The 20,214-nt window shown below is 62.1% G+C and carries 19 protein-coding genes; 15 read left to right on the top strand and 4 right to left on the bottom strand.

Annotated features, from left to right (window positions below):
* Positions 1 to 109: 109 nt before the first annotated feature.
* Both pyrC and rnt read left to right on the top strand, forming a co-directional pair.
* Entirely contained in the window at positions 110 to 1,156 is a 1,047-nt protein-coding gene (gene pyrC, locus AB688_RS08595) for a dihydroorotase (RefSeq protein ID WP_063543436.1), read from the top strand.
* Complete coding sequence (gene rnt / locus AB688_RS08590; protein WP_054891792.1) at positions 1,153 to 1,827, top strand: ribonuclease T; 675 nt, start codon at positions 1,153 to 1,155, stop codon at positions 1,825 to 1,827. The genes pyrC and rnt overlap by 4 nt, the downstream gene beginning before the upstream one ends.
* An 84-nt stretch (positions 1,828 to 1,911) precedes the next feature.
* Here the strand turns inward: rnt and AB688_RS08585 are convergent, their stop codons facing one another.
* Positions 1,912 to 2,514, bottom strand: coding sequence for a peroxiredoxin (locus tag AB688_RS08585; RefSeq protein WP_063543434.1), 603 nt, complete (start codon positions 2,512 to 2,514; stop codon positions 1,912 to 1,914).
* 214 nt (positions 2,515 to 2,728) lie between these two features.
* Here AB688_RS08585 and AB688_RS08580 point away from each other — a divergent pair, with 214 nt between their 5' ends.
* A complete protein-coding gene (locus AB688_RS08580) occupies positions 2,729 to 2,950 on the top strand; it encodes a bacterioferritin-associated ferredoxin (protein ID WP_063543432.1) in 222 nt (73 codons plus the stop codon).
* A gap of 201 nt (positions 2,951 to 3,151) precedes the next feature.
* The gene (bfr, locus tag AB688_RS08575) at positions 3,152 to 3,625 is read left to right on the top strand and encodes a bacterioferritin (RefSeq protein WP_054891795.1); all 474 of its coding nucleotides are present in this window, start codon (positions 3,152 to 3,154) and stop codon (positions 3,623 to 3,625) included.
* Between the two features lie 71 nt (positions 3,626 to 3,696).
* Here the strand turns inward: bfr and grxD are convergent, their stop codons facing one another.
* Together grxD and AB688_RS08565 are read right to left on the bottom strand one after the other, a co-directional pair.
* The gene (grxD, locus tag AB688_RS08570; protein ID WP_039575941.1) at positions 3,697 to 4,032 is read right to left on the bottom strand and encodes a Grx4 family monothiol glutaredoxin; all 336 of its coding nucleotides are present in this window, start codon (positions 4,030 to 4,032) and stop codon (positions 3,697 to 3,699) included.
* 116 nt (positions 4,033 to 4,148) lie between these two features.
* Complete coding sequence (locus AB688_RS08565; RefSeq protein ID WP_063543430.1) at positions 4,149 to 6,257, bottom strand: molybdopterin oxidoreductase family protein; 2,109 nt, start codon at positions 6,255 to 6,257, stop codon at positions 4,149 to 4,151.
* 366 nt (positions 6,258 to 6,623) lie between these two features.
* Between AB688_RS08565 and argF the strand changes: the two genes are divergently transcribed.
* Both argF and AB688_RS08555 read left to right on the top strand, forming a co-directional pair.
* Positions 6,624 to 7,544 (top strand): ornithine carbamoyltransferase, encoded by a 921-nt coding sequence (argF, locus tag AB688_RS08560; RefSeq protein WP_054891797.1) that lies wholly within the window; start codon positions 6,624 to 6,626, stop codon positions 7,542 to 7,544.
* Positions 7,541 to 8,650 (top strand): ABC transporter ATP-binding protein, encoded by a 1,110-nt coding sequence (locus AB688_RS08555; RefSeq protein WP_054891798.1) that lies wholly within the window; start codon positions 7,541 to 7,543, stop codon positions 8,648 to 8,650. The genes argF and AB688_RS08555 overlap by 4 nt, the downstream gene beginning before the upstream one ends.
* Positions 8,651 to 8,670: 20 nt before the next feature.
* Here AB688_RS08555 and ybaK read toward each other — a convergent pair whose 3' ends face one another.
* On the bottom strand, positions 8,671 to 9,141 hold the full coding sequence (gene ybaK, locus AB688_RS08550; protein ID WP_063543428.1) for a Cys-tRNA(Pro) deacylase: 471 nt from the start codon (positions 9,139 to 9,141) through the stop codon (positions 8,671 to 8,673).
* 305 nt (positions 9,142 to 9,446) lie between these two features.
* Here ybaK and AB688_RS08545 point away from each other — a divergent pair, with 305 nt between their 5' ends.
* From AB688_RS08545 to AB688_RS08505, 9 genes are all read left to right on the top strand, one after another.
* The gene (locus AB688_RS08545) at positions 9,447 to 10,298 is read left to right on the top strand and encodes an MIP/aquaporin family protein (RefSeq protein WP_054891800.1); all 852 of its coding nucleotides are present in this window, start codon (positions 9,447 to 9,449) and stop codon (positions 10,296 to 10,298) included.
* Between the two features lie 65 nt (positions 10,299 to 10,363).
* The gene (gene glpK, locus AB688_RS08540) at positions 10,364 to 11,863 is read left to right on the top strand and encodes a glycerol kinase GlpK (RefSeq protein WP_063543426.1); all 1,500 of its coding nucleotides are present in this window, start codon (positions 10,364 to 10,366) and stop codon (positions 11,861 to 11,863) included.
* 171 nt (positions 11,864 to 12,034) lie between these two features.
* Complete coding sequence (gene glpR / locus AB688_RS08535; protein WP_063543424.1) at positions 12,035 to 12,790, top strand: DNA-binding transcriptional repressor GlpR; 756 nt, start codon at positions 12,035 to 12,037, stop codon at positions 12,788 to 12,790.
* 201 nt (positions 12,791 to 12,991) lie between these two features.
* Positions 12,992 to 14,530 (top strand): glycerol-3-phosphate dehydrogenase, encoded by a 1,539-nt coding sequence (gene glpD / locus AB688_RS08530; RefSeq protein WP_063546665.1) that lies wholly within the window; start codon positions 12,992 to 12,994, stop codon positions 14,528 to 14,530.
* 501 nt (positions 14,531 to 15,031) lie between these two features.
* Entirely contained in the window at positions 15,032 to 15,949 is a 918-nt protein-coding gene (locus AB688_RS08525; RefSeq protein ID WP_054891803.1) for a glutamate/aspartate ABC transporter substrate-binding protein, read from the top strand.
* A gap of 148 nt (positions 15,950 to 16,097) precedes the next feature.
* Positions 16,098 to 16,844 carry an amino acid ABC transporter permease gene (locus AB688_RS08520; RefSeq protein ID WP_054891804.1) on the top strand — a complete coding sequence of 249 codons (747 nt, stop codon included), beginning with the start codon at positions 16,098 to 16,100 and terminating at the stop codon, positions 16,842 to 16,844.
* Positions 16,844 to 17,515 (top strand): amino acid ABC transporter permease, encoded by a 672-nt coding sequence (locus AB688_RS08515; RefSeq protein WP_054891805.1) that lies wholly within the window; start codon positions 16,844 to 16,846, stop codon positions 17,513 to 17,515. Before AB688_RS08520 ends, AB688_RS08515 begins: the two co-directional genes overlap by 1 nt.
* Positions 17,512 to 18,246 carry an amino acid ABC transporter ATP-binding protein gene (locus tag AB688_RS08510; protein ID WP_054891806.1) on the top strand — a complete coding sequence of 245 codons (735 nt, stop codon included), beginning with the start codon at positions 17,512 to 17,514 and terminating at the stop codon, positions 18,244 to 18,246. The genes AB688_RS08515 and AB688_RS08510 overlap by 4 nt, the downstream gene beginning before the upstream one ends.
* A 60-nt stretch (positions 18,247 to 18,306) precedes the next feature.
* Positions 18,307 to 20,211, top strand: a complete 1,905-nt coding sequence (locus AB688_RS08505; protein WP_063543422.1) for a sensor histidine kinase — start codon at positions 18,307 to 18,309, stop codon at positions 20,209 to 20,211.
* Positions 20,212 to 20,214 lie beyond the last annotated feature (3 nt).

Genomic DNA, 20,214 nt, shown 5'->3' with positions numbered 1-20,214 from the left:
CGGCTTACCTGCAGGCTATCGGACGCTCGTCGGAAAACTTGATAGCCGTGCTGCCCACTGGGTTTTCCGGTAGCATTGACGCCTGAGTTCGAACCGCCTGGAAACCCCAATGTCCGATCGCCTGACCCTCCTGCGTCCCGACGACTGGCACATCCATCTGCGCGATGGTGCTGTGCTGCAACATACCGTCGGCGACGTGGCGCGCACCTTTGCCCGCGCCATCATCATGCCCAACCTGGTTCCGCCGGTACGCAACGCCACCGAAGCCGACGCCTACCGCCAGCGCATCCTCGCCGCCCGTCCGACGGGCAGCCGCTTCGAGCCGCTGATGGTGCTGTACCTGACCGACCGTACCAGCCCCGAGGACATTCGTGCAGCCAAGGCCAGCGGCATCGTCTACGCCGCCAAGCTCTACCCGGCCGGTGCCACGACCAACTCCGACTCGGGCGTGACCAGCATCGACAATATTTTCCCGGCGATCGAAGCAATGGCCGAGGTCGGCCTGCCGCTGCTGGTCCACGGTGAAGTGACGCGCTCGGAGATCGACGTGTTCGATCGCGAAAAGCGCTTCATCGACGAGCACATGCGTCGCCTGGTCGAACGTTTCCCGACGCTCAAGGTAGTGTTCGAGCACATCACCACCAGCGATGCCGCGCAGTTCGTCACCGAGGCGCCCGCCAGCGTCGGCGCCACCATCACTGCCCAGCATTTGCTGTACAACCGCAACCACATGCTGGTCGGCGGTATCCGCCCACACTTCTATTGCCTGCCGATCCTCAAGCGCAACACCCACCAGGTGGCATTGCTTGACGCGGCCACCAGCGGCAACCCAAAATTTTTCCTCGGCACCGATTCGGCGCCACACGCCAAGCACGCCAAAGAAGCTGCCTGCGGCTGCGCCGGCTGCTACACCGCCTACGCGGCCATCGAGCTGTACGCCGAAGCCTTCGAGCAGCGTAATGCCCTGGACAAACTGGAAGGTTTCGCCAGCCTGCACGGCCCGGCGTTCTATGGCCTGCCGGCAAACACCGACACCATCACCCTGGTACGCGAGGACTGGACCGCCCCGGCGAGCCTGCCGTTCGGCGACACCACCGTGGTTCCGCTGCGCGCTGGCGAAACGCTGCGCTGGCGCCTGCTGGAGGACAACGCGTGAGCGAAGACCTTTACGATGACGACCAGGACGGTCAGGTAAGCAGCAGCTCGCGCCACCCGATGGCCGAGCGTTTCCGCGGCTACCTGCCCGTGGTAGTGGACGTCGAGACCGGCGGTTTCAACAGTGCCACCGACGCGCTGCTGGAAATCGCCGCCGTCACCATCGGTATGGACGAGAAGGGCTTCCTGTTCCCGGAACACACCTACTTCTACCGTGTCGAGCCTTTCGAAGGCGCGAATATCGAAGCGGCGGCGCTGGAGTTCACCGGCATCAAGCTGGACCACCCTCTACGCATGGCCGTGAGCGAAGAAAGCGCGCTCACCGATATCTTCCGCGGCGTGCGCAAAGCGTTGAAGGCCAATGGTTGCAAGCGGGCGATCCTGGTTGGCCACAACAGCAGCTTCGACCTGGGCTTCCTCAACGCAGCGGTGGCGCGCAACGATCTCAAGCGCAACCCCTTCCACCCGTTCTCCAGCTTCGACACCGCGACGCTGGCCGGCCTAGCCTATGGTCAGACCGTACTGGCTCGGGCCTGCCAGAGTGCCGACATCGACTTCGATGGGCGCGAGGCGCATTCGGCACGTTACGACACCGAGAAGACCGCCGAGCTGTTCTGCGGGATCGTCAACCGCTGGAAAGAGATGGGCGGCTGGCGCGACTTCAACGACTGAGTCGAAATCCGGGAGCGCTCAGCGCTCCTTGGATACCAGACACAAAAAAACCGGCCACATGGGCCGGTTTTTTACGCGTGGCGATTACAGCTTGCCAGCGTTCTCGCTCAGGTACGCCGCAACACCTTCTGGCGAAGCGTTCATGCCCTTGTCGCCTTTCTTCCAGTTGGCCGGGCAGACTTCGCCGTGCTCTTCGTGGAATTGCAGGGCGTCGACCAGACGCAGCAGCTCGTCCATGTTGCGGCCCAGTGGCAGGTCGTTGACGATCTGCGAACGGACAACACCGTTCTTGTCGATCAGGAAGGCGCCACGGAAAGCTACGCCGCCTTCGGACTCGACGTCGTAGGCCTTGCAGATTTCGTGGGTGATGTCGGCAGCCAGGGTGTACTTGACCTGACCGATACCGCCGTTGCTGACCGGGGTGTTACGCCAGGCGTTGTGGGTGAAGTGCGAGTCGATCGAAACGCCGATCACTTCCACGCCACGGGCTGCGAAGTCAGGAATGCGGTTGTCCAGGGCGATCAGCTCGGACGGGCAGACGAAGGTGAAGTCCAGCGGGTAGAAGAACACCAGGCCGTACTTGCCCTTGATGGCCGAAGCCAGGTTGAAGCTATCGACGATCTCGCCGTTGCCCAGCACGGCTGGAACGGTGAAGTCCGGGGCTTGTTTACCAACGAGCACGCTCATTCGTTATCTCCTGATGATGGTGAAAAACCGTTGCCCGGGCGAGGCTGGCACGCCCGGCATCCAACAAAGGCCGACCATCATACACGGCTTATCGTGACAGACCGAATCGAACCATCGGTCGCGGGAAGATGAAGCTTTCTTCAAGTGCTTTGACAAGCATTCTCATTACCATTAAGCTCCACTCCATCGACTCAACCAGCGATGGCCTGACCTTATGTATGTATGTCTCTGCGTCGGCGTGACCGATGGACAGATCCGTGATGCGATCTACGAAGGATGCTGCAGCTACAAGGAAGTCCGTGCCGCCACCAACGTCGCCAGCCAGTGCGGCAAGTGTGCGTGTCTCGCCAAGCAGGTGGTCCGCGAAACATTGACCGATCTCCAGCTCAGCCAACAGGCCGCCCTGCCTTACCCGGTAGAATTCAACGCCGCCTGAAACACCCGATTTCGAAGAACCGGACCTCGCGTCCGGTTTTTTTATGCCTGTAATTCAATAAGTTAGCCTTCGAACGCGGTTCACAAACATTCTTATTCCTATTAATTTTCACTTATTATTCAAGAACTTAGGTTTGACACGCGAAGTTGTCGGGCTCAAACTTCCTGCATTGGCACACTTCTACAGGGCAGGAACCCGATCATGAAAGGCGACGTAAGCGTCATCCAGCATCTCAACAAGATCCTCGGAAACGAGCTGGTCGCGATCAACCAGTACTTCCTGCACGCACGCATGTACGAAGATTGGGGCCTGAACAAGCTCGGCAAGCACGAGTACAAGGAATCCATCGACGAGATGAAACACGCTGACAAGCTGATCAAGCGTATTCTCTTCCTCGAAGGGATCCCCAACGTCCAGGACCTGGGCAAGCTGCTGATCGGCGAGCACACCAAGGAAATGCTCGAGTGCGACCTGAAGATCGAGCAGAAAGGCCTGGTTGACCTGAAAGCCGCCATCGCGCACTGCGAAACGGTCGGCGACTTCGGCTCGCGCGAATTGCTCGAAGACATCCTGGAGTCCGAGGAAGAGCACATCGACTGGCTGGAAACCCAGTTGGGCCTGATCGACAAGATCGGCATCGAGAACTACCTGCAGTCGCAGATGGGCGAAGAATAAGCCTCCCTGGATAGCACCCATGAAAAAGCCCCGCCTAGGCGGGGCTTTTTCATGCCGGCGAAAAACCTGGATCAGGCCTCGGATGCCTTGGCCTTGGCGGCTGCGTCCTTGATCAGGGTCTGCAGCTCACCCTTCTCGAACATCTCCAGCACGATGTCGCTGCCACCAACCAGCTCACCACCCACCCACAGCTGAGGGAAGGTTGGCCAGTTGGCATACTTGGGCAGGTTGGCGCGAATTTCCGGGTTCTGCAGGATGTCGACGTAGGCGAATTTCTCGCCACAACCCATCACAGCCTGCGAAGCACGGGCCGAGAAGCCGCACTGCGGGGCATTCGGCGAGCCTTTCATGTAAAGCAGAATGGTGTTGTTGGCAATCTGCTCTTTGATTGTTTCGATGATATCCATGGAGCACCTCGGCTGAACTTTCCGACACGGTCGTCGGCACGGTGAGGCATTGTATCGGAAAGCCGAGTGTCGTGCTTGGTAATGGACCTGGGGCGTTGAGCAGGTCCATTTCGCAATCAAGCCGCCTCCACCTGCACCGGCACACCATTGAGCGCGGCATTGCCCGACAACGCATCACGCAGCAATTCATCGGTCAGGTCATTGGCGCTCACTCCCGGTTGGGCGTGGGCGATCTGCAAACGTACCCCCTGGCGACCGTGCCCGTAGCCATGTGGCAGGCTGACCACTCCCGGCATTACCTCCTCACTGGCAAGCACCTGCACCTCCAGACTACCGGTACGCGAGCGAACCCTCACCCACTGCCCGTCCTCCAGCTGGCGCTGCTGCAAGTCCTGCGGATGCATCAGCAACTGGTGGCGGGGCTTGCCTTTGACCAGGCGATGGTAGTTGTGCATCCAGGAATTGTTGCTGCGCACATGCCGGCGCCCGATCAGCAGCAACTGGTCGGACTCCATCGGCACCTGCCGGGCCAGGCGCTGCAGATCGTCGAGCAGCACCTGCGGTGCGGCCTCCACCGCCTGGGCCGGAGTGCGCAAGCGGGTTGCGAGGTTTGGCTGCAACGGCCCCAGATCAAGACCATGGGGATGCTGTTCCAACACCTGCAGTGACAGCCCCCAGGACGACGCCTCACCACGTGGCCCCTTGCGCAGCGCCAGATCGATCATCTGCGCTGGAGGCAGGGTCGGCTTGAGCTCGAGCGCCGCACGCTCGGCGAACGCCCGGGCCAGCCCGACAAAGATCTCCCAATCATGCAGCGCCCCCTCAGGCTTGGCCAGGATAGCCCGATTGAAGCGGGTGACGTTACGCACTGCCAGCAGGTTGAAGGTGCTGTCGTAGTGATCGTTTTCCAGTGCCGACGTGGAGGGCAGGATCAGGTCCGCGTGGCGAGTGGTTTCATTGATGTACAGGTCGATGCTGAGCATGAACTCAAGGCCCGCAAGAGCCCCATCGAGCTGGCGACCATTGGGAGTGGACAACACCGGGTTGCCGGCGACGGTCACCAGCGCCCTCACCTGCCCTTCGCCGGGTGTCAGCACTTCCTCGGCCAACGCTGCAACCGGCAGCTCCCCGCCGTACTCCGGGAGGCCCGAAACCCGACTCTGCCACTGGTTGAAATGACCGCCCGAGGTGCTGGCGACCAGGTCAACCGCAGGCTCGGTGCACAGTGCACCACCTTGGCGGTCGAGGTTGCCGGTGACCAGGTTGATCAGTTGCACCAACCAATGGCAAAGCGTGCCGAAGGTCTGGGTGGAGACGCCCATGCGCCCGTAGCACACGGCACTGCCGGCCGCGGCGAAATCTCGCGCCAACTGGCGAATCTGCCCAGCTTCGATGCCGCAAAGCGGACTCATGGCCTGCGCCGTGAAGGGCGCGATCGCCTCGCGCACCTGCTCAAGCCCATTGACCGGCAGGTGCGAGCCACGCGCCAGGTTTTCGCTGAACAAGGTATTGAGCAGACCACACAGCAGCGCGGCATCACCGCCAGGACGGATGAACAGGTGCTGGTCGGCCATCGCCGCCGTTTCACTGCGTCGGGGGTCGATCACCACGAGTCGCCCGCCGCGCGCGCGCAGCGCCTTCAAGCGCTTTTCCACGTCCGGCACGGTCATGATGCTGCCGTTGGACGCCAATGGATTGCCGCCAAGGATGAGCATGAAATCGGTGTGGTCGATATCCGGGATCGGCAGCAGCAGGCCATGACCATACATCAGGTGGCTGGTCAGGTGCTGGGGCAACTGGTCGACGGAGGTGGCGGAAAACCGGTTGCGCGTCTTGAGCAGCCCCAAAAAGTAGTTGCTGTGAGTCATCAGGCCGTAATTGTGCACGCTGGGATTGCCCTGGTAGACCGCCACGGCATTGCGCCCGTGCGCCTGCTGGATGCTCCACAAGCGTTCCGCAGCCAGCGCGAAGGCCTCTTCCCAGGTGATCGGCTCCCAGCGCTCCCCCACGCGCCGATGAGGCTGGCGCAAGCGGTCAGGGTCTTCCTGGATGTCCTGCAGCGCCACCGCCTTCGGACAGATGTGCCCACGGCTGAACGGGTCCTGCGGATCGCCCTTGATCGCGCTGATCGAGGCCCGCCCGTCAGGCGCATGGCTGACTTCGATATTGAGCCCGCAGATTGCCTCGCACAGGTGACAAGCACGGTGATGCAGGGTCTTGGTCATGGCCGCCTCTGCCTTGTTGTTCTGGAAGCGCTGACTATGCCCCCGACCGCCCACCGATGCCACGCCGCTTAGTCACGTGAATCGGGCGTCATCAGGCACACGATTCGCGACACGGCGTTTGCCAAAGCCCCGCCAAGCCGTGTACAAACCCCTGTAGAAAATAAAAAACAGACCTTCCACAAGGGTTTACGACACCCTTTGAAACAGCCCCGCTGTTTCCCCTCTTGGTTTCAGGCGACATTTAATTATAGTATTGCGCCTTTCCCTATTCCGTCCGCCCCGTGCGGCTTACGCCGCAGGTCACTCCCGTTGTCAAAAAAAACCATACGGTCGACCTGCAAACCGTTGCAGATAAGGTAGTCAATCATGAGCACCAGGCACTTTCTCTCCCTGCTGGATTTCACCGCTGACGAATTGCTCGGCGTGATCCGTCGAGGCATCGAGCTGAAGGACCTGCGCAAGCGAGGCGTGCTCTTCGAACCCCTGAAGAACCGCGTGCTGGGGATGATCTTCGAGAAGTCCTCGACCCGCACCCGCGTATCGTTCGAAGCGGGCATGATCCAGCTCGGCGGCCAGGCGATCTTCCTGTCCCCGCGCGACACCCAGCTGGGTCGCGGCGAGCCGATCAGCGACAGCGCCATCGTGCTCTCGAGCATGGTCGACGCGGTAATGATCCGCACCCATGCCCACAGCACGCTGACCGAATTCGCTGCGCACTCGAAGGTGCCGTTGATCAACGGTCTGTCCGACGAATCGCACCCCTGCCAACTGCTGGCGGACATGCAGACCTTCGTCGAACACCGCGGCTCGATCCAGGGCAAGACCGTGGCCTGGATCGGTGATGGCTTCAATATGTGCAACTCCTACATCGAGGCTGCCCGCCAGTTCGATTTCCAGCTGCACATCGCTTGCCCGGAGGGCTACGAGCCCGATCCACGCTTCCTCGAGCTCGGTGGCGAGCACGTACGGATCATCCGTGATCCGAAGGAAGCGGTACGCGGCGCGCACCTGGTGACCACGGATGTCTGGACTTCCATGGGCCAGGAAGAGGAAACTGCACGGCGCCTGGCGCATTTCGCGCCTTACCAGGTCACCCGCGAGCTGCTCGACCTGGCGGCACCCGACGCCCTGTTCATGCACTGCCTGCCCGCTCACCGCGGTGAGGAGATCAGCCAGGACCTGCTAGACGACCCACGTTCGGTCGCCTGGGACCAGGCCGAGAACCGCCTGCATGCACAGAAGGCTCTTCTTGAATTCCTTGTAGAACCGGCTTACCACCACGCATGAGTCAACCCCTGCTGCTCAACCTGCGCAACCTCGCCTGCGGCTATGGCGAGCAGCGCATCGTCCAGAACCTCAATCTGCACCTGAACGCAGGCGACATCGGTTGCCTGCTGGGTTCATCGGGTTGCGGCAAAACCACCACCCTGCGCGCCATCGCCGGCTTCGAGCCGGTGCATGACGGCGAGATCCAGCTGGCCGGAGACGTCATCTCCCGTGCAGGCTTCACCCTCGCCCCGGAAAAACGCCGGATCGGCATGGTGTTCCAGGACTACGCGCTGTTCCCGCACCTGACCGTGGCACAGAACATCGCTTTCGGGATTGGCAAGCATCCACGCCAAGGCGAAGTGGTCAATGAAATGCTCGAGCTGGTCAAGCTCGGCGGCCTGGGCGCACGCTACCCCCATGAACTTTCCGGCGGCCAGCAGCAGCGTGTCGCCCTGGCCCGCGCGCTGGCGCCAGAGCCGCAGTTGCTGCTGCTCGACGAGCCGTTCTCCAACCTCGACGTGGAGCTGCGCCGACGCCTGAGCCACGAGGTCCGCGACATTCTCAAGAGCCGTGGCACCAGCGCAATCCTGGTCACCCACGACCAGGAAGAAGCCTTCGCCGTCAGCGATCATGTCGGCGTATTCAAGGAAGGTCGCCTGGAACAATGGGATACGCCCTACAACCTCTATCACGAGCCCCAGACGCCGTTCGTGGCCAGTTTCATCGGCCAGGGCTACTTCATCCGCGGCCAGATGAGCAGTCCGGAAGCAGTGAACACCGAGCTCGGGGAACTGCGCGGCAATCGCGCCTACTTGATGCCAGTAGGCAGTTCAGTGGACGTCCTCCTGCGCCCGGACGACATCGTGCACGCACCGGACAGCACGCTGCGCGCGCGCATCAATGGCAAGAGTTTCCTGGGCGCCTCGACGCTCTATCGTCTGGAACTGCCCACCGGTAGCCAACTGGAGGCGATTTTCCCCAGTCATGTCGATCACCAGATCGGCCAGGACGTAGGCATCGCCGTCGCGGCTGACCATCTGGTGCTGTTCGCCGTACCGGGCAGTGTCGCGGCGCAATTGCAGGCCCAGGAGAACGGCGTACGCCGCTACAGTTCGGCGACCTGAAGGCGCTCTGCTGCGCGCCCTCAGCCTCTGCCGATCCCGGCAAACCTGCCCTGGGTATGCTCGGCCAGCACTGCTGCTGCCAGCTCCACTTCCAGCCCGCGCCGTCCGGCGCTGACATGAATGCTGTCGAACTGCTGCGCCGACTCATCGATGAAGGTGCGCAGGCGTTTCTTCTGCCCCAGAGGGCTGATACCACCGACCAGATATCCCGTGGCCCGCTGGGCTGCGGCAGGGTCGGCCATCTCGCACTTCTTGACCCCGGCAGCCTGGGCGAGCGCCTTGAGGTCCAGCGTGCCGATCACCGGCACCACCGCCACCAGCAACTCACCTTTCTCGCTGCTGGCCAGCAGTGTCTTGAATACCCGCTGCGGATCGAGCCCGAGCTTCTCGGCGGCTTCCAGGCCATAGGAGGCGGATTTGGGATCGTGTTCGTAGCTGAGCACGCGATGTTCGGCGCGCGCCTTCTTCAGCAGGTCGAGTGCGGGGGTCATGTACAGCTCCAGTCGATGACGGCGTGCCGGCTACTTTAGGGGAAATCCCGGAGGCCAGCCAGCGCACGTCGGGGCGTGCACCGGACCTGTGCAGGCAGGATCCTGTTCGCGGGTCAGAATGTGGCCGATGGTTCACTTTCGACCTTTGACATCAGCGTTTCTTGTCTATATTTTTTCGTTTCTGAAGAAAACACGCACATAAACAGTGCACATTCGTACACTCGCCGGTCGTTCATGGGGATGGACAACCGGCGTCGACAGCCGGGCGTCCTGCGCCTCAGAACAACAAGAACCGAAGGTCCTACATGACGACAGCTCTACGACAACCAACACTTTCCGGCCAGTGCATGGCCGAGTTCCTGGGTACTGCGTTGCTCATCTTCTTCGGTACCGGTTGCGTGGCCGCGCTCAAGGTCGCGGGTGCCAGCTTCGGACTCTGGGAAATCAGCATCATCTGGGGCGTCGGCGTCAGCATGGCGATCTACCTCAGCGCCGGCGTTTCCGGCGCGCACCTGAACCCGGCAGTCAGCATCGCACTCACCCTGTTCGCCGGTTTCGACAGGCGCAAACTGCCTTTCTATATGCTCGCCCAGATCTGTGGCGCCTTCTGCGGTGCGGCACTGGTCTACACCCTGTACAGCACGCTTTTCTTCGATTTCGAACAGGCGCACGGCATGGTCAGGGGCAGCCAGGCCAGCCTCGAGCTGGCGTCGGTGTTCTCCACCTATGCGCATCCATCGCTATCCATCGGCCAGGCATTTCTGGTCGAAGTGGTGATCACAGCAATCCTCATGGCCGTGATCATGGCCCTCACCGATGACAATAACGGCCTGCCGCGTGGCGCCACCGCACCGCTGCTGATCGGCCTGCTGATTGCGGTGATCGGTAGCGCCATGGGGCCGCTCACCGGCTTTGCGATGAACCCGGCCCGGGATTTCGGGCCCAAACTCATGACATTCCTGGCGGGTTGGGGCGAAATTGCCTTCACTGGTGGACGGGACATTCCCTACTTCCTGGTTCCGGTGTTCGCACCGATCCTTGGCGCGTGCCTGGGGGCCGCGGGCTATCGCGTCCTGATCGCCCGCAACCTGCCGACGGCCGACGCCGCAAACCCGAAGACAGATGCTGCTACCCAGGGCGATACTCAAACTTCCTGAGACTGGCGCTGCGGGATCTCGCCCGCGCGCGCTGACTCACTCCCTTTTCGTGCAAGGCAACGACCATGACAGACACCCAGGATAAGAACTACATCATCGCCCTGGACCAGGGCACCACCAGTTCGCGGGCGATCATCTTCGACCGCGACGCCAATGTGGTCGGCACCTCCCAGCGCGAGTTCGCCCAACACTATCCGCAGGCCGGCTGGGTCGAACACGATCCGATGGAGATCTTCGCCACGCAGAGCGCGACCATGGTCGAGGCCCTGGCGCAGGCAGGTCTGAGCCACGCCCAGGTCGCGGCGATCGGTATCACCAACCAGCGTGAAACCACTGTGGTGTGGGACAAGGAAACCGGTCGCCCGGTATACAACGCCATCGTCTGGCAGTGCCGTCGCAGCACCGAGATCTGCGCCCAGCTCAAGCGTGACGGCCACGAACAGTACATCCGCGAAACCACCGGCCTGGTCACCGACCCGTACTTCTCCGGCACCAAGCTCAAGTGGATCCTCGACAACGTCGAAGGTGCCCGCGAGCGCGCCGAACGTGGCGAACTGTTGTTCGGCACCGTCGACAGCTGGCTGATCTGGAAATTCTCTGGCGGCAAGGTGCACGTCACTGACTACACCAACGCCTCACGCACGCTGATGTTCAACATTCACACCCTGCAATGGGATGACAAGCTGCTGGACATTCTCGGCATCCCGCGGCAGATGCTGCCCCAGGTGCGCCCGTCCTCGGAGGTCTACGGCCACACCAAGAGCGGTATCGCCATCGCCGGTATCGCCGGCGACCAGCAGTCGGCGCTGTTCGGCCAGATGTGCGTGGAGCCGGGCCAGGCCAAGAATACCTATGGCACCGGCTGCTTCCTGCTGATGAACACCGGCGACAAGGCCGTCACCTCGTCTCACGGCCTGCTCACCACCATCGCCTGCGGCCCTCGCGGCGAAGTGGCCTACGCCCTCGAAGGCGCAGTGTTCAACGGTGGTTCAACGGTCCAGTGGCTGCGCGACGAGCTGAAGATCGTCAACGACGCGCTCGACACCGAGTACTTCGCCAGCAAGGTGAAGGACAGCAATGGCGTCTACCTGGTACCGGCCTTCACCGGCCTCGGCGCACCCTACTGGGATCCGTACGCACGCGGCGCCCTGTTCGGCCTGACCCGTGGCGTCAAGGTCGACCACATCATCCGTGCCGCCCTGGAATCGATCGCCTACCAGACCCGCGATGTGCTCGACGCCATGCAGCACGACTGCGGCCAGCGACTCTCGGAGCTGCGGGTTGATGGCGGTGCGGTGGCCAACAACTTCCTCATGCAGTTCCAGGCCGACATTCTCGGCACCTGCGTGGAGCGTCCGAAAATGCGCGAAACCACCGCCCTCGGCGCCGCCTACCTGGCAGGCCTGGCCTGTGGTTTCTGGAGCAGCCTCGACGAGTTGCGTGACAAGGCGATCATCGAACGCGAGTTCAGCCCGCAACTGGATGACACGCAGAAAGAAAAGCTGTACGCGGGCTGGAAGAAAGCCATCGAGCGCACCCGCGATTGGGAAGATCACGAAGGCTGACATCATCAGCCCACCCAATCCCGTTCAGCAACGGCCTTGCGCGCCCGATCACGGCGCAAGGCCGCTTCCACAGAAGCACCGGTCTCAGGCTAGCGACGACAGTCTACTGGTCGTCATCCCCTTCCTACGGCATCATTGCAGCATTTGTCCGGCAGCCCCAAAGGACCGCCCATGAATCTGCCCCCTCGCCAACAACAAATCCTCGAACTGGTGCGCGAACGCGGCTACGTCAGTATCGAGGAAATGGCGCAGTTGTTCGTCGTCACGCCCCAGACCATCCGTCGTGACATCAACCAGCTCGCCGAGGTCAACCTGTTGCGCCGCTATCATGGTGGTGCCGCCTATGACTCGAGCGTCGAGAACACCGCCTACGCCATGCGCGCCGACCAGATGCGCGACGAGAAACAGCGCATCGCCGAGGCCGTCGCACGGCAGATCCCCGATCACGCCTCGCTGTTCATCAATATCGGTACCACCACCGAATCCATCGCCCGGGCCCTGCTCAACCACAGCCACCTGAAGGTCATCACCAACAACCTGCACGTGGCGTCGATCCTCAGTGCCAAGGATGACTTCGAAGTCCTGGTGGCAGGCGGTACGGTTCGCCGTGACGGCGGTGTCGTGGGGCAGGCCAGCGTCGACTTCATCAGCCAGTTCAAGGTCGATTTCGCCCTGGTCGGCATCAGTGGCATCGATGAAGACGGCAGCCTGTTGGACTTCGACTACCAGGAAGTACGGGTATCCCAGGCCATCATCGCCAATGCCCGACAGGTCATCCTCGCCGCAGACTCCAGCAAGTTCGGGCGCAACGCCATGGTGCGCCTGGGCTCGATCAACCTGATCGACTGTCTGGTGACCGACCAGCATCCCACCCCCACGCTCACGCAGCTGCTGAACCAGTACAAGATCCGCCTGGAAGTGGTCTGAGCGCGCAACGCTGATCATCACCGGTGGCGAGCCGCCGGTGAGACAGCGCCATAAAATGTTCAATAATGTTCACTTTATTGCCATCTGATCAGTATTTTCTATGATCAGCGACTGGCGATGGCCTTTTTGTTGCGCTACTATTTTCGGAAACGAACATAGATGTTCACATTCGCTGTGAACCGCCCTCAGGAGGCCTTGCCCGTGTCCCAGCCCATCCAGCCCCAGCCGCCCCTCGCCGACTGCTATGACCTCGCCGTGATCGGCGGTGGCATCAATGGCGTCGGTATCGCCGCCGATGCTGCCGGGCGTGGCCTGAAGGTCTTCCTGTGCGAGAAGGACGACCTTGCCCAGCACACCTCCTCGGCGAGCAGCAAACTGATCCATGGTGGCCTGCGCTACCTGGAACACTACGAATTCCGCCTGGTACGTGAAGCCCTGGCCGAGCGCGAAGTGCTGCTGGCCAAGGCGCCGCACATCGTCAAGCCCATGCGCTTCGTGTTGCCACATCGTCCCCACCTGCGTCCGGCCTGGATGATTCGCGCTGGCCTGTTCCTCTACAATCATCTGGGCAAGCGCAAGCGCCTGGGCGGCTCGCGCAGCCTGCGTTTCGGTGCGGGCTATCCGCTCAAGCCGACGATCACACGCGGCTTCGAATACGCCGATTGCGCAGTCGATGACGCTCGCCTGGTGGTGCTCAACGCCATGGCCGCACGTGAAAAAGGCGCCCACCTGCACACCCGTACCCGCTGCCTGCGCGCCGAGCGCGTCGATGGCCTGTGGCAGGTCGAACTGCAGCATGCCGACGGCAGCCTGCAGACCATTCGCGCCCGCGCCCTGGTCAATGCCGCCGGTCCTTGGGTGGCAAGCTTCATCAAGGACGACCTCAAGCTCGATGCGCCCTACGGCATTCGCCTGATCCAAGGCAGCCATCTCATCGTGCCGCGGCTGTACGAAGGCGAACACGCCTACATCCTGCAGAACGAAGACCAGCGCATCGTCTTCTGCATCCCTTATCTGGACCGCTTCACCCTGATCGGCACCACCGACCGTGAATACAGCGGCGACCCGGCCAAGGTGGCGATCACCGACGCGGAAACCGACTACCTGCTCAAGGTGGTCAACGAACATTTCAATCATCAATTGTCACGCGCCGACATCCAGCACACCTACTCCGGCGTACGCCCGCTGTGCAACGACGAGTCGGACAACCCTTCTGCCGTCACCCGCGACTACACCCTGGCGTTGTCCGCCAGCGAGGGGCAGGCGCCCCTGCTTTCGGTGTTCGGCGGCAAGCTGACCACCTACCGCAAGCTGGCAGAATCAGCGATGACCGAACTCAAGCCTTTCTTCTCCCAGATGCGCGGCAGCTGGACTGCCAGCGCGCCATTGCCAGGGGGCGAAGGCATGACCAGCGTGCAGGCCCTGGTCGATGCCGTTCTGGCGCGCCACGGCTGGCTGCCGGTGGACATCGCCAAGCGCTGGGTGCTGACTTACGGCAGTCGTGTCTGGCGCCTGCTTGAGGGTGTACAAGGGCCGGATGACCTTGGTCAGTCGATCGGTGGTGGTTTGTTCAGCCGCGAGGTGGATTACCTGTGCGCTGCAGAATGGGCCGTCAGCGTGGACGATATTCTCTGGCGCCGCACCAAACTGGGCCTGTTCACCAATGCTGCCGAGCAACAGGCCCTGGCCGACTACCTGCAGCAGGCCGCCTCGAACCGGGCCCGGGTCCGCGCGGCCTGAGCCATTGGACGGGCTGGCGCAACACCAGCCCGTCCCCTGCAAAACGCCTTTCAGGCCAGTCTGCAGCGCCGTTTACGTCCTTCAGGGCCCTGCTGCGCAGGTCGAGCGTCCACTCGTCGATCACCCCACGCCCTCTTCAATTCAACCTTCAGGTCGGCCAAGCGCGTATGAAAGCGCTCTTTTACCTCGCTGAACCTGTCGTTGTAATGGTGACGTGCACTTTCAGCATGACCACTATGGTCATGACACCCGGCGCCCACCCATTCGGATTTCCGAACGCCGCCAGACCAGTCATTCGGAAACCCGCACGCCCACCCTTGGAAATAATTCGTCAGAAAAGATTAATTCCCAGGAAATTCGCGGCGTTATGATGAATGTCGGAGCTTGGCACGAGTCATGCTCTACACTTGGTAGCCGAACGCACACCGCTTCTTGTTGTGTTCGTTGAACGAAGAGTCCGCCAACGGCTCCATAAAAAAAACAAACGTCGAGGAAAATTTGATGCGTATCGTTCGTCAATTGCTGGGCGCTGCAATCGCCGCCGCCGTCATCGCTTCGCCGGTAATGGCCGAAGAGCTGACCGGCACCCTGAAGAAGATCAAGGATTCCGGCACCATCACCCTGGGCCACCGTGACTCCTCCATTCCGTTTTCCTACCTGGCAGGCAGCACTACACCCGTGGGCTACTCCCACGACGTCCAGCTGGCTGTGGTCGAAGCCCTGAAGAAGCAACTGGGCACCGACATCAAGGTCAAGTACAACCTCGTCACCTCCCAGACCCGCATCCCGCTGGTGCAGAACGGCACCGTCGACCTGGAGTGCGGCTCCACCACCAACAACGTCGAGCGCCAGCAGCAAGTCGGCTTCTCGGTCGGCATCTTCGAAGTCGGCACCCGTCTGCTGACCAAGGTCAAGGACGGTCAGCCCTCCTACAAAGACTTCCCGGACCTGGCCGGCAAGAACGTCGTGACCACCGCCGGCACCACCTCCGAGCGCCTGCTCAAGGCGATGAACGCCGACAAGCAGATGAAGATGAACGTGATTTCCGCCAAGGACCACGGTGAAGCCTTCAACATGCTCGAAAGCGGCCGCGCCGTAGCCTTCATGATGGATGACGCCCTGCTGGCCGGCGAAATGGCCAAGGCCAAGAAGCCGACCGACTGGGTCATCACCGGCACCCCGCAATCGTACGAAATCTACGGCTGCATGGTGCGCAAGGACGATGCGCAGTTCAAGAAAGCGGTCGATGACGCCATCGTCGCCTACTACAAGTCGGGCGCCGTGCAGAAGAGCTACGACAAGTGGTTCCAGCAGCCAATCCCACCGAAAGGCCTGAACCTGCAGTTCCCGATGAGCGAAGAGCTGAAGAAGCTGATCGCAGAGCCTACCGACAAGGCTGCGGACGAAACCAAGTCCTGATCCCCTGCTGAAATGGCCCGTGTGCTCCACCAAGCACGAATCCAACCGACGGGCCACGCATAAGTGTCTAACCTTTACTTCCGAGGGCGCCCAGCGCTCTTGGAAGTTCAAAGGTGCCCGTGAAACAACCGTCTGAGGGGAAATCCCGATGAATTACAACTGGGACTGGGGCGTGTTCTTCAAGTCCACTGGCGTGGGCAGCGAAATCTATCTGGACTGGTACGTCACCGGTCTGGGCTGGACCATCGCCATCGCCATCTGCGCCTGGATCATCGCCTTGCTGCTGGGATCGCTGCTTGGCGTGATGCGCACCGTGCCGAACCGTCTGGTATCAGGCATCGCCACCGCCTACGTGGAACTGTTCCGCAACGTACCGCTGCTGGTGCAGCTGTTCATCTGGTACTTCCTGGTACCGGACCTGCTTCCGGAGGGCCTGCAGGAGTGGTTCAAGCAGGACCTCAACCCAACCACCTCGGCACTGATCAGCGTGATCATCTGCCTTGGCCTGTTCACCGCCGCGCGTGTCTGCGAACAAGTGCGCACCGGTATCCAGGCCCTGCCCCGCGGACAGGAGTCTGCCGGGCGCGCGATGGGCTTCAGCCTGCCGCAGATCTACATGAACGTGCTGCTGCCACAGGCCTACCGGATCATCATTCCGCCGCTCACCTCCGAATTCCTGAACGTGTTCAAGAACTCCTCGGTGGCGTCGCTGATCGGCTTGATGGAGCTGCTGGCCCAGACCAAGCAGACCGCCGAGTTCTCCGCCAACCTGTTCGAGGCCTTCACCCTGGCCACGCTGATCTACTTCACCCTGAACATGGGCCTGATGCTGCTGATGCGCATGGTCGAGAAGAAAGTTGCCGTACCTGGCCTGATTTCCGTGGGAGGTAAGTAATGGACATGGATTTCAGCGAAATCATCCCTGCCCTGCCCGCCCTGTGGGACGGCATGGTCATGACCTTGCAACTGATGGTCATGGGTGTGGTCGGTGGTATCGCGCTGGGGACCGTCCTGGCGCTGATGCGGTTGTCGTCGAGCAAGCTGCTGGCCAATATCGCCGGCGCCTACGTCAACTACTTCCGCTCCATCCCGCTGCTGCTGGTGATCACCTGGTTCTACCTGGCCGTGCCCTTCGTGCTGCGCTGGATTACCGGCGAAGACACCCCGATCGGCGCGTTCACCTCCTGCGTCGTGGCCTTCATGATGTTCGAGGCGGCCTACTTCTGCGAAATCGTGCGTGCCGGCGTGCAGTCGATCTCCAAGGGCCAGATGGGCGCCGCGCAGGCACTGGGCATGACCTACGGCCAGTGCATGCGCCTGATCATCCTGCCCCAGGCGTTCCGCAAGATGACCCCGCTGCTGCTGCAGCAGAGCATCATCCTGTTCCAGGACACCTCGCTGGTCTACACCGTGGGCCTGGTGGACTTCCTCAACTCGGCACGCTCCAACGGCGACATCATCGGGCGCTCCCACGAGTTCCTGATCTTTGCCGGCGTCGTGTACTTCCTCATCAGTTTCTCCGCTTCCTGGTTGGTCAAGCGTCTGCAAAAAAGGATCGCCGTATGATTTCCATCAAGAACGTCAACAAGTGGTACGGGGACTTCCAGGTGCTGACCGATTGCACCACCGAGGTCAAGAAAGGTGAAGTGGTGGTGGTCTGCGGCCCATCCGGCTCGGGCAAGTCCACCCTGATCAAGTGCGTCAACGCGCTGGAGCCATTCCAGAAGGGCGACATCGTGGTCGACGGCACTTCGATCGCCGATCCGAAGACCAACCTGCCCAAACTGCGTTCGCGGGTGGGCATGGTATTCCAGCACTTCGAGCTGTTCCCGCACCTGTCGATCACCGAAAACCTGACCATCGCCCAGCGCAAGGTGCTCGGCCGCAGCGAGGCGGAAGCCACCAAGAAAGGCCTGGCCTTGCTCGACCGCGTAGGCCTCGGCGCCCATGCCAAGAAGCACCCCGGCCAGCTCTCCGGCGGCCAGCAGCAGCGCGTGGCGATCGCCCGCGCCCTGTCGATGGACCCGATCGTCATGCTGTTCGACGAACCGACCTCGGCACTGGACCCGGAAATGGTCAACGAAGTACTGGACGTGATGGTAGAGCTCGCCCATGAGGGCATGACCATGATGTGCGTGACCCACGAAATGGGCTTCGCCCGCAAGGTCGCCAACCGGGTGATCTTCATGGACAAGGGCAACATCATCGAGGACTGCCAGAAGGAAGACTTCTTCGGCAAACCCGAAGGTCGCCACGAACGCACCCAGCACTTCCTCAGCAAGATCCTGCAGCACTGATGATCCCGGTGTCCGCTGCCTGCCAGGGCAGCGGACGCTGGTCGTGACAAGGCCACTGTGATGAAATGCGATCCTTCGCTACTTCGCCCTGCCAAGCCTGCCGTGAAATCCCGCCTGATCCGCCAACTGTTCCTCCCACCACTGATCGTCCTGCTGATGGTCGGTCTGGGCCTGGTCGGCTACATGATCAGCGAAAACAACGGCATCCGCGCCCTGAGCGAGAACGGCGAGCGCCAGCTCGAGCTGCACGCGCGCACGGTCGAAAGCGAAATCAGCAAGTACACCTACCTGCCGAGTCTGCTGGAGCTCGAAGACAGCGTCTCGCAACTGCTCGCCGAACCTGACGGCGGCTCGCGGCAGGTCGTCAACGAATACCTCGAAGGCCTGAACCGCCGCAGCCGAAGCCGGGCGATCTACGTCCTGGACACCAGCGGCCGGGTGCAGGCCACCAGCAACTGGCGCGACGCCGACTCCTTCCTGGGGGAAGACCTGGCCTTCCGCGCCTATTTCCAGGACGCCGTGCGCGGACAGCCTGGGCGTTTCTACGGCATCGGCAGCACCACCGGGGAAGCCGGCTACTATCTGGCCCATGGCCTGGAAGAGCACGGCAAGATCATCGGCGTCGCGGTGATCAAGGTCCGCCTGGACACCCTGGAAGAGCGCTGGCAACGCGCCCGCCTCGAAGCATTCGTCAGCGACGAGAACGGCATCATCATCCTTTCCAGCGATCCCGCCCGGCGGCTGAAGTCGGTGCGCCCGCTGACCCCGCAGATCAAGGAAGAGCTGGCGCGCAGCCTGCAGTACTACTGGTGGCCACTCAACGAACTGCAACCGCTGGCCCGCGAGACGCTGGGCGATGGTGTAGAAAAACTGACCTTCCCGGCCAACAGCGAAACCGCCCAGGGCAAAGTGCGTGAAGTCGCCTACCTGGCCCAGACCCGGCGCCTGGCTGACACCCCCTGGCACTTCACCCTGCTCACCCCGCTGCAGGATCTGCATCGCGAGTCGATGGTCCAGGGCATCCTGGTCGGCGTTGCCTTCGCCCTGCTGGCAATCCTCGGCATCGCCTGGAACGAGCGGCGCAAGGTGATCGCCACGCGCCTGGCTGCCCGCGAAGCCCTGGAAGAAGCCAATAGCCTGCTGGAGCGGCGGATCACCGAACGTACCGCCGACCTGCGTGCCAGCAACGAACGACTCAAGGGGCAGATCCGCGAACGACGTCACGCCGAGCAGACCCTGCGCCATGCCCAGGACGAGTTGGTCCAGGCCGGCAAGCTGGCGGCCATCGGGCAGATGTCGACCAGCATCGCCCATGAGCTGAACCAGCCGCTGGCGGCACTGCGTACCCTGTCGGGCAATACCGTGCGCTTCCTCGAACGCGGAGCCTTCGAGACCGCCAGCACCAACCTGCGCACCATGAACGACCTGATCGACCGCATGGGGCGCATCACCGCCAGCCTGCGCTCCTTCGCCCGGCGTGGCGAGGACAGCGGCCGCGCCTCGCTGGGCAAGGCGGTGGAGGCGTCCCTGCAGGTGCTCGGCAACCGCATCGGCGCGTGCAACCTGCAATTGCATCGCCAATTCGATGACCAGCCGCTGGCGATCGACCAGACGCGCCTGGAACAGATCCTGGTCAACCTGCTTGGCAACGCCCTCGACGCCATGACCGCCCAACCCCAACCACAGCTGTGGCTGGAGGGCGAACTGGCAGGCGACAGATACCGCCTGCGGGTTCGCGACAACGGCCACGGCATTGACATCGAGGCCCGCAAGCACCTGTTCGAACCGTTCTTCACCACCAAACCGGGCGAGCATGGCCTGGGCCTGGGCCTGACCTTGTCGGCCAGCCTCGCCACAGCCGCCAAGGGCACCTTGAGCGTCGAGCACCCCGCTGGCGGCGGTACAGCCTTCATCCTCACCCTGCCCCTGGTCACCTCCCCCACAGACTCGGCCGATGCCCCATGAACG

Origin of the sequence: Pseudomonas putida, from assembly GCF_001636055.1 — a bacterium.
Classification (GTDB): Bacteria; Pseudomonadota; Gammaproteobacteria; order Pseudomonadales; family Pseudomonadaceae; genus Aquipseudomonas; species Aquipseudomonas machongensis.
The sequence above is the reverse complement of the archived record's forward strand: the minus strand, read 5'-3'. Positions and strand labels throughout refer to the sequence as shown.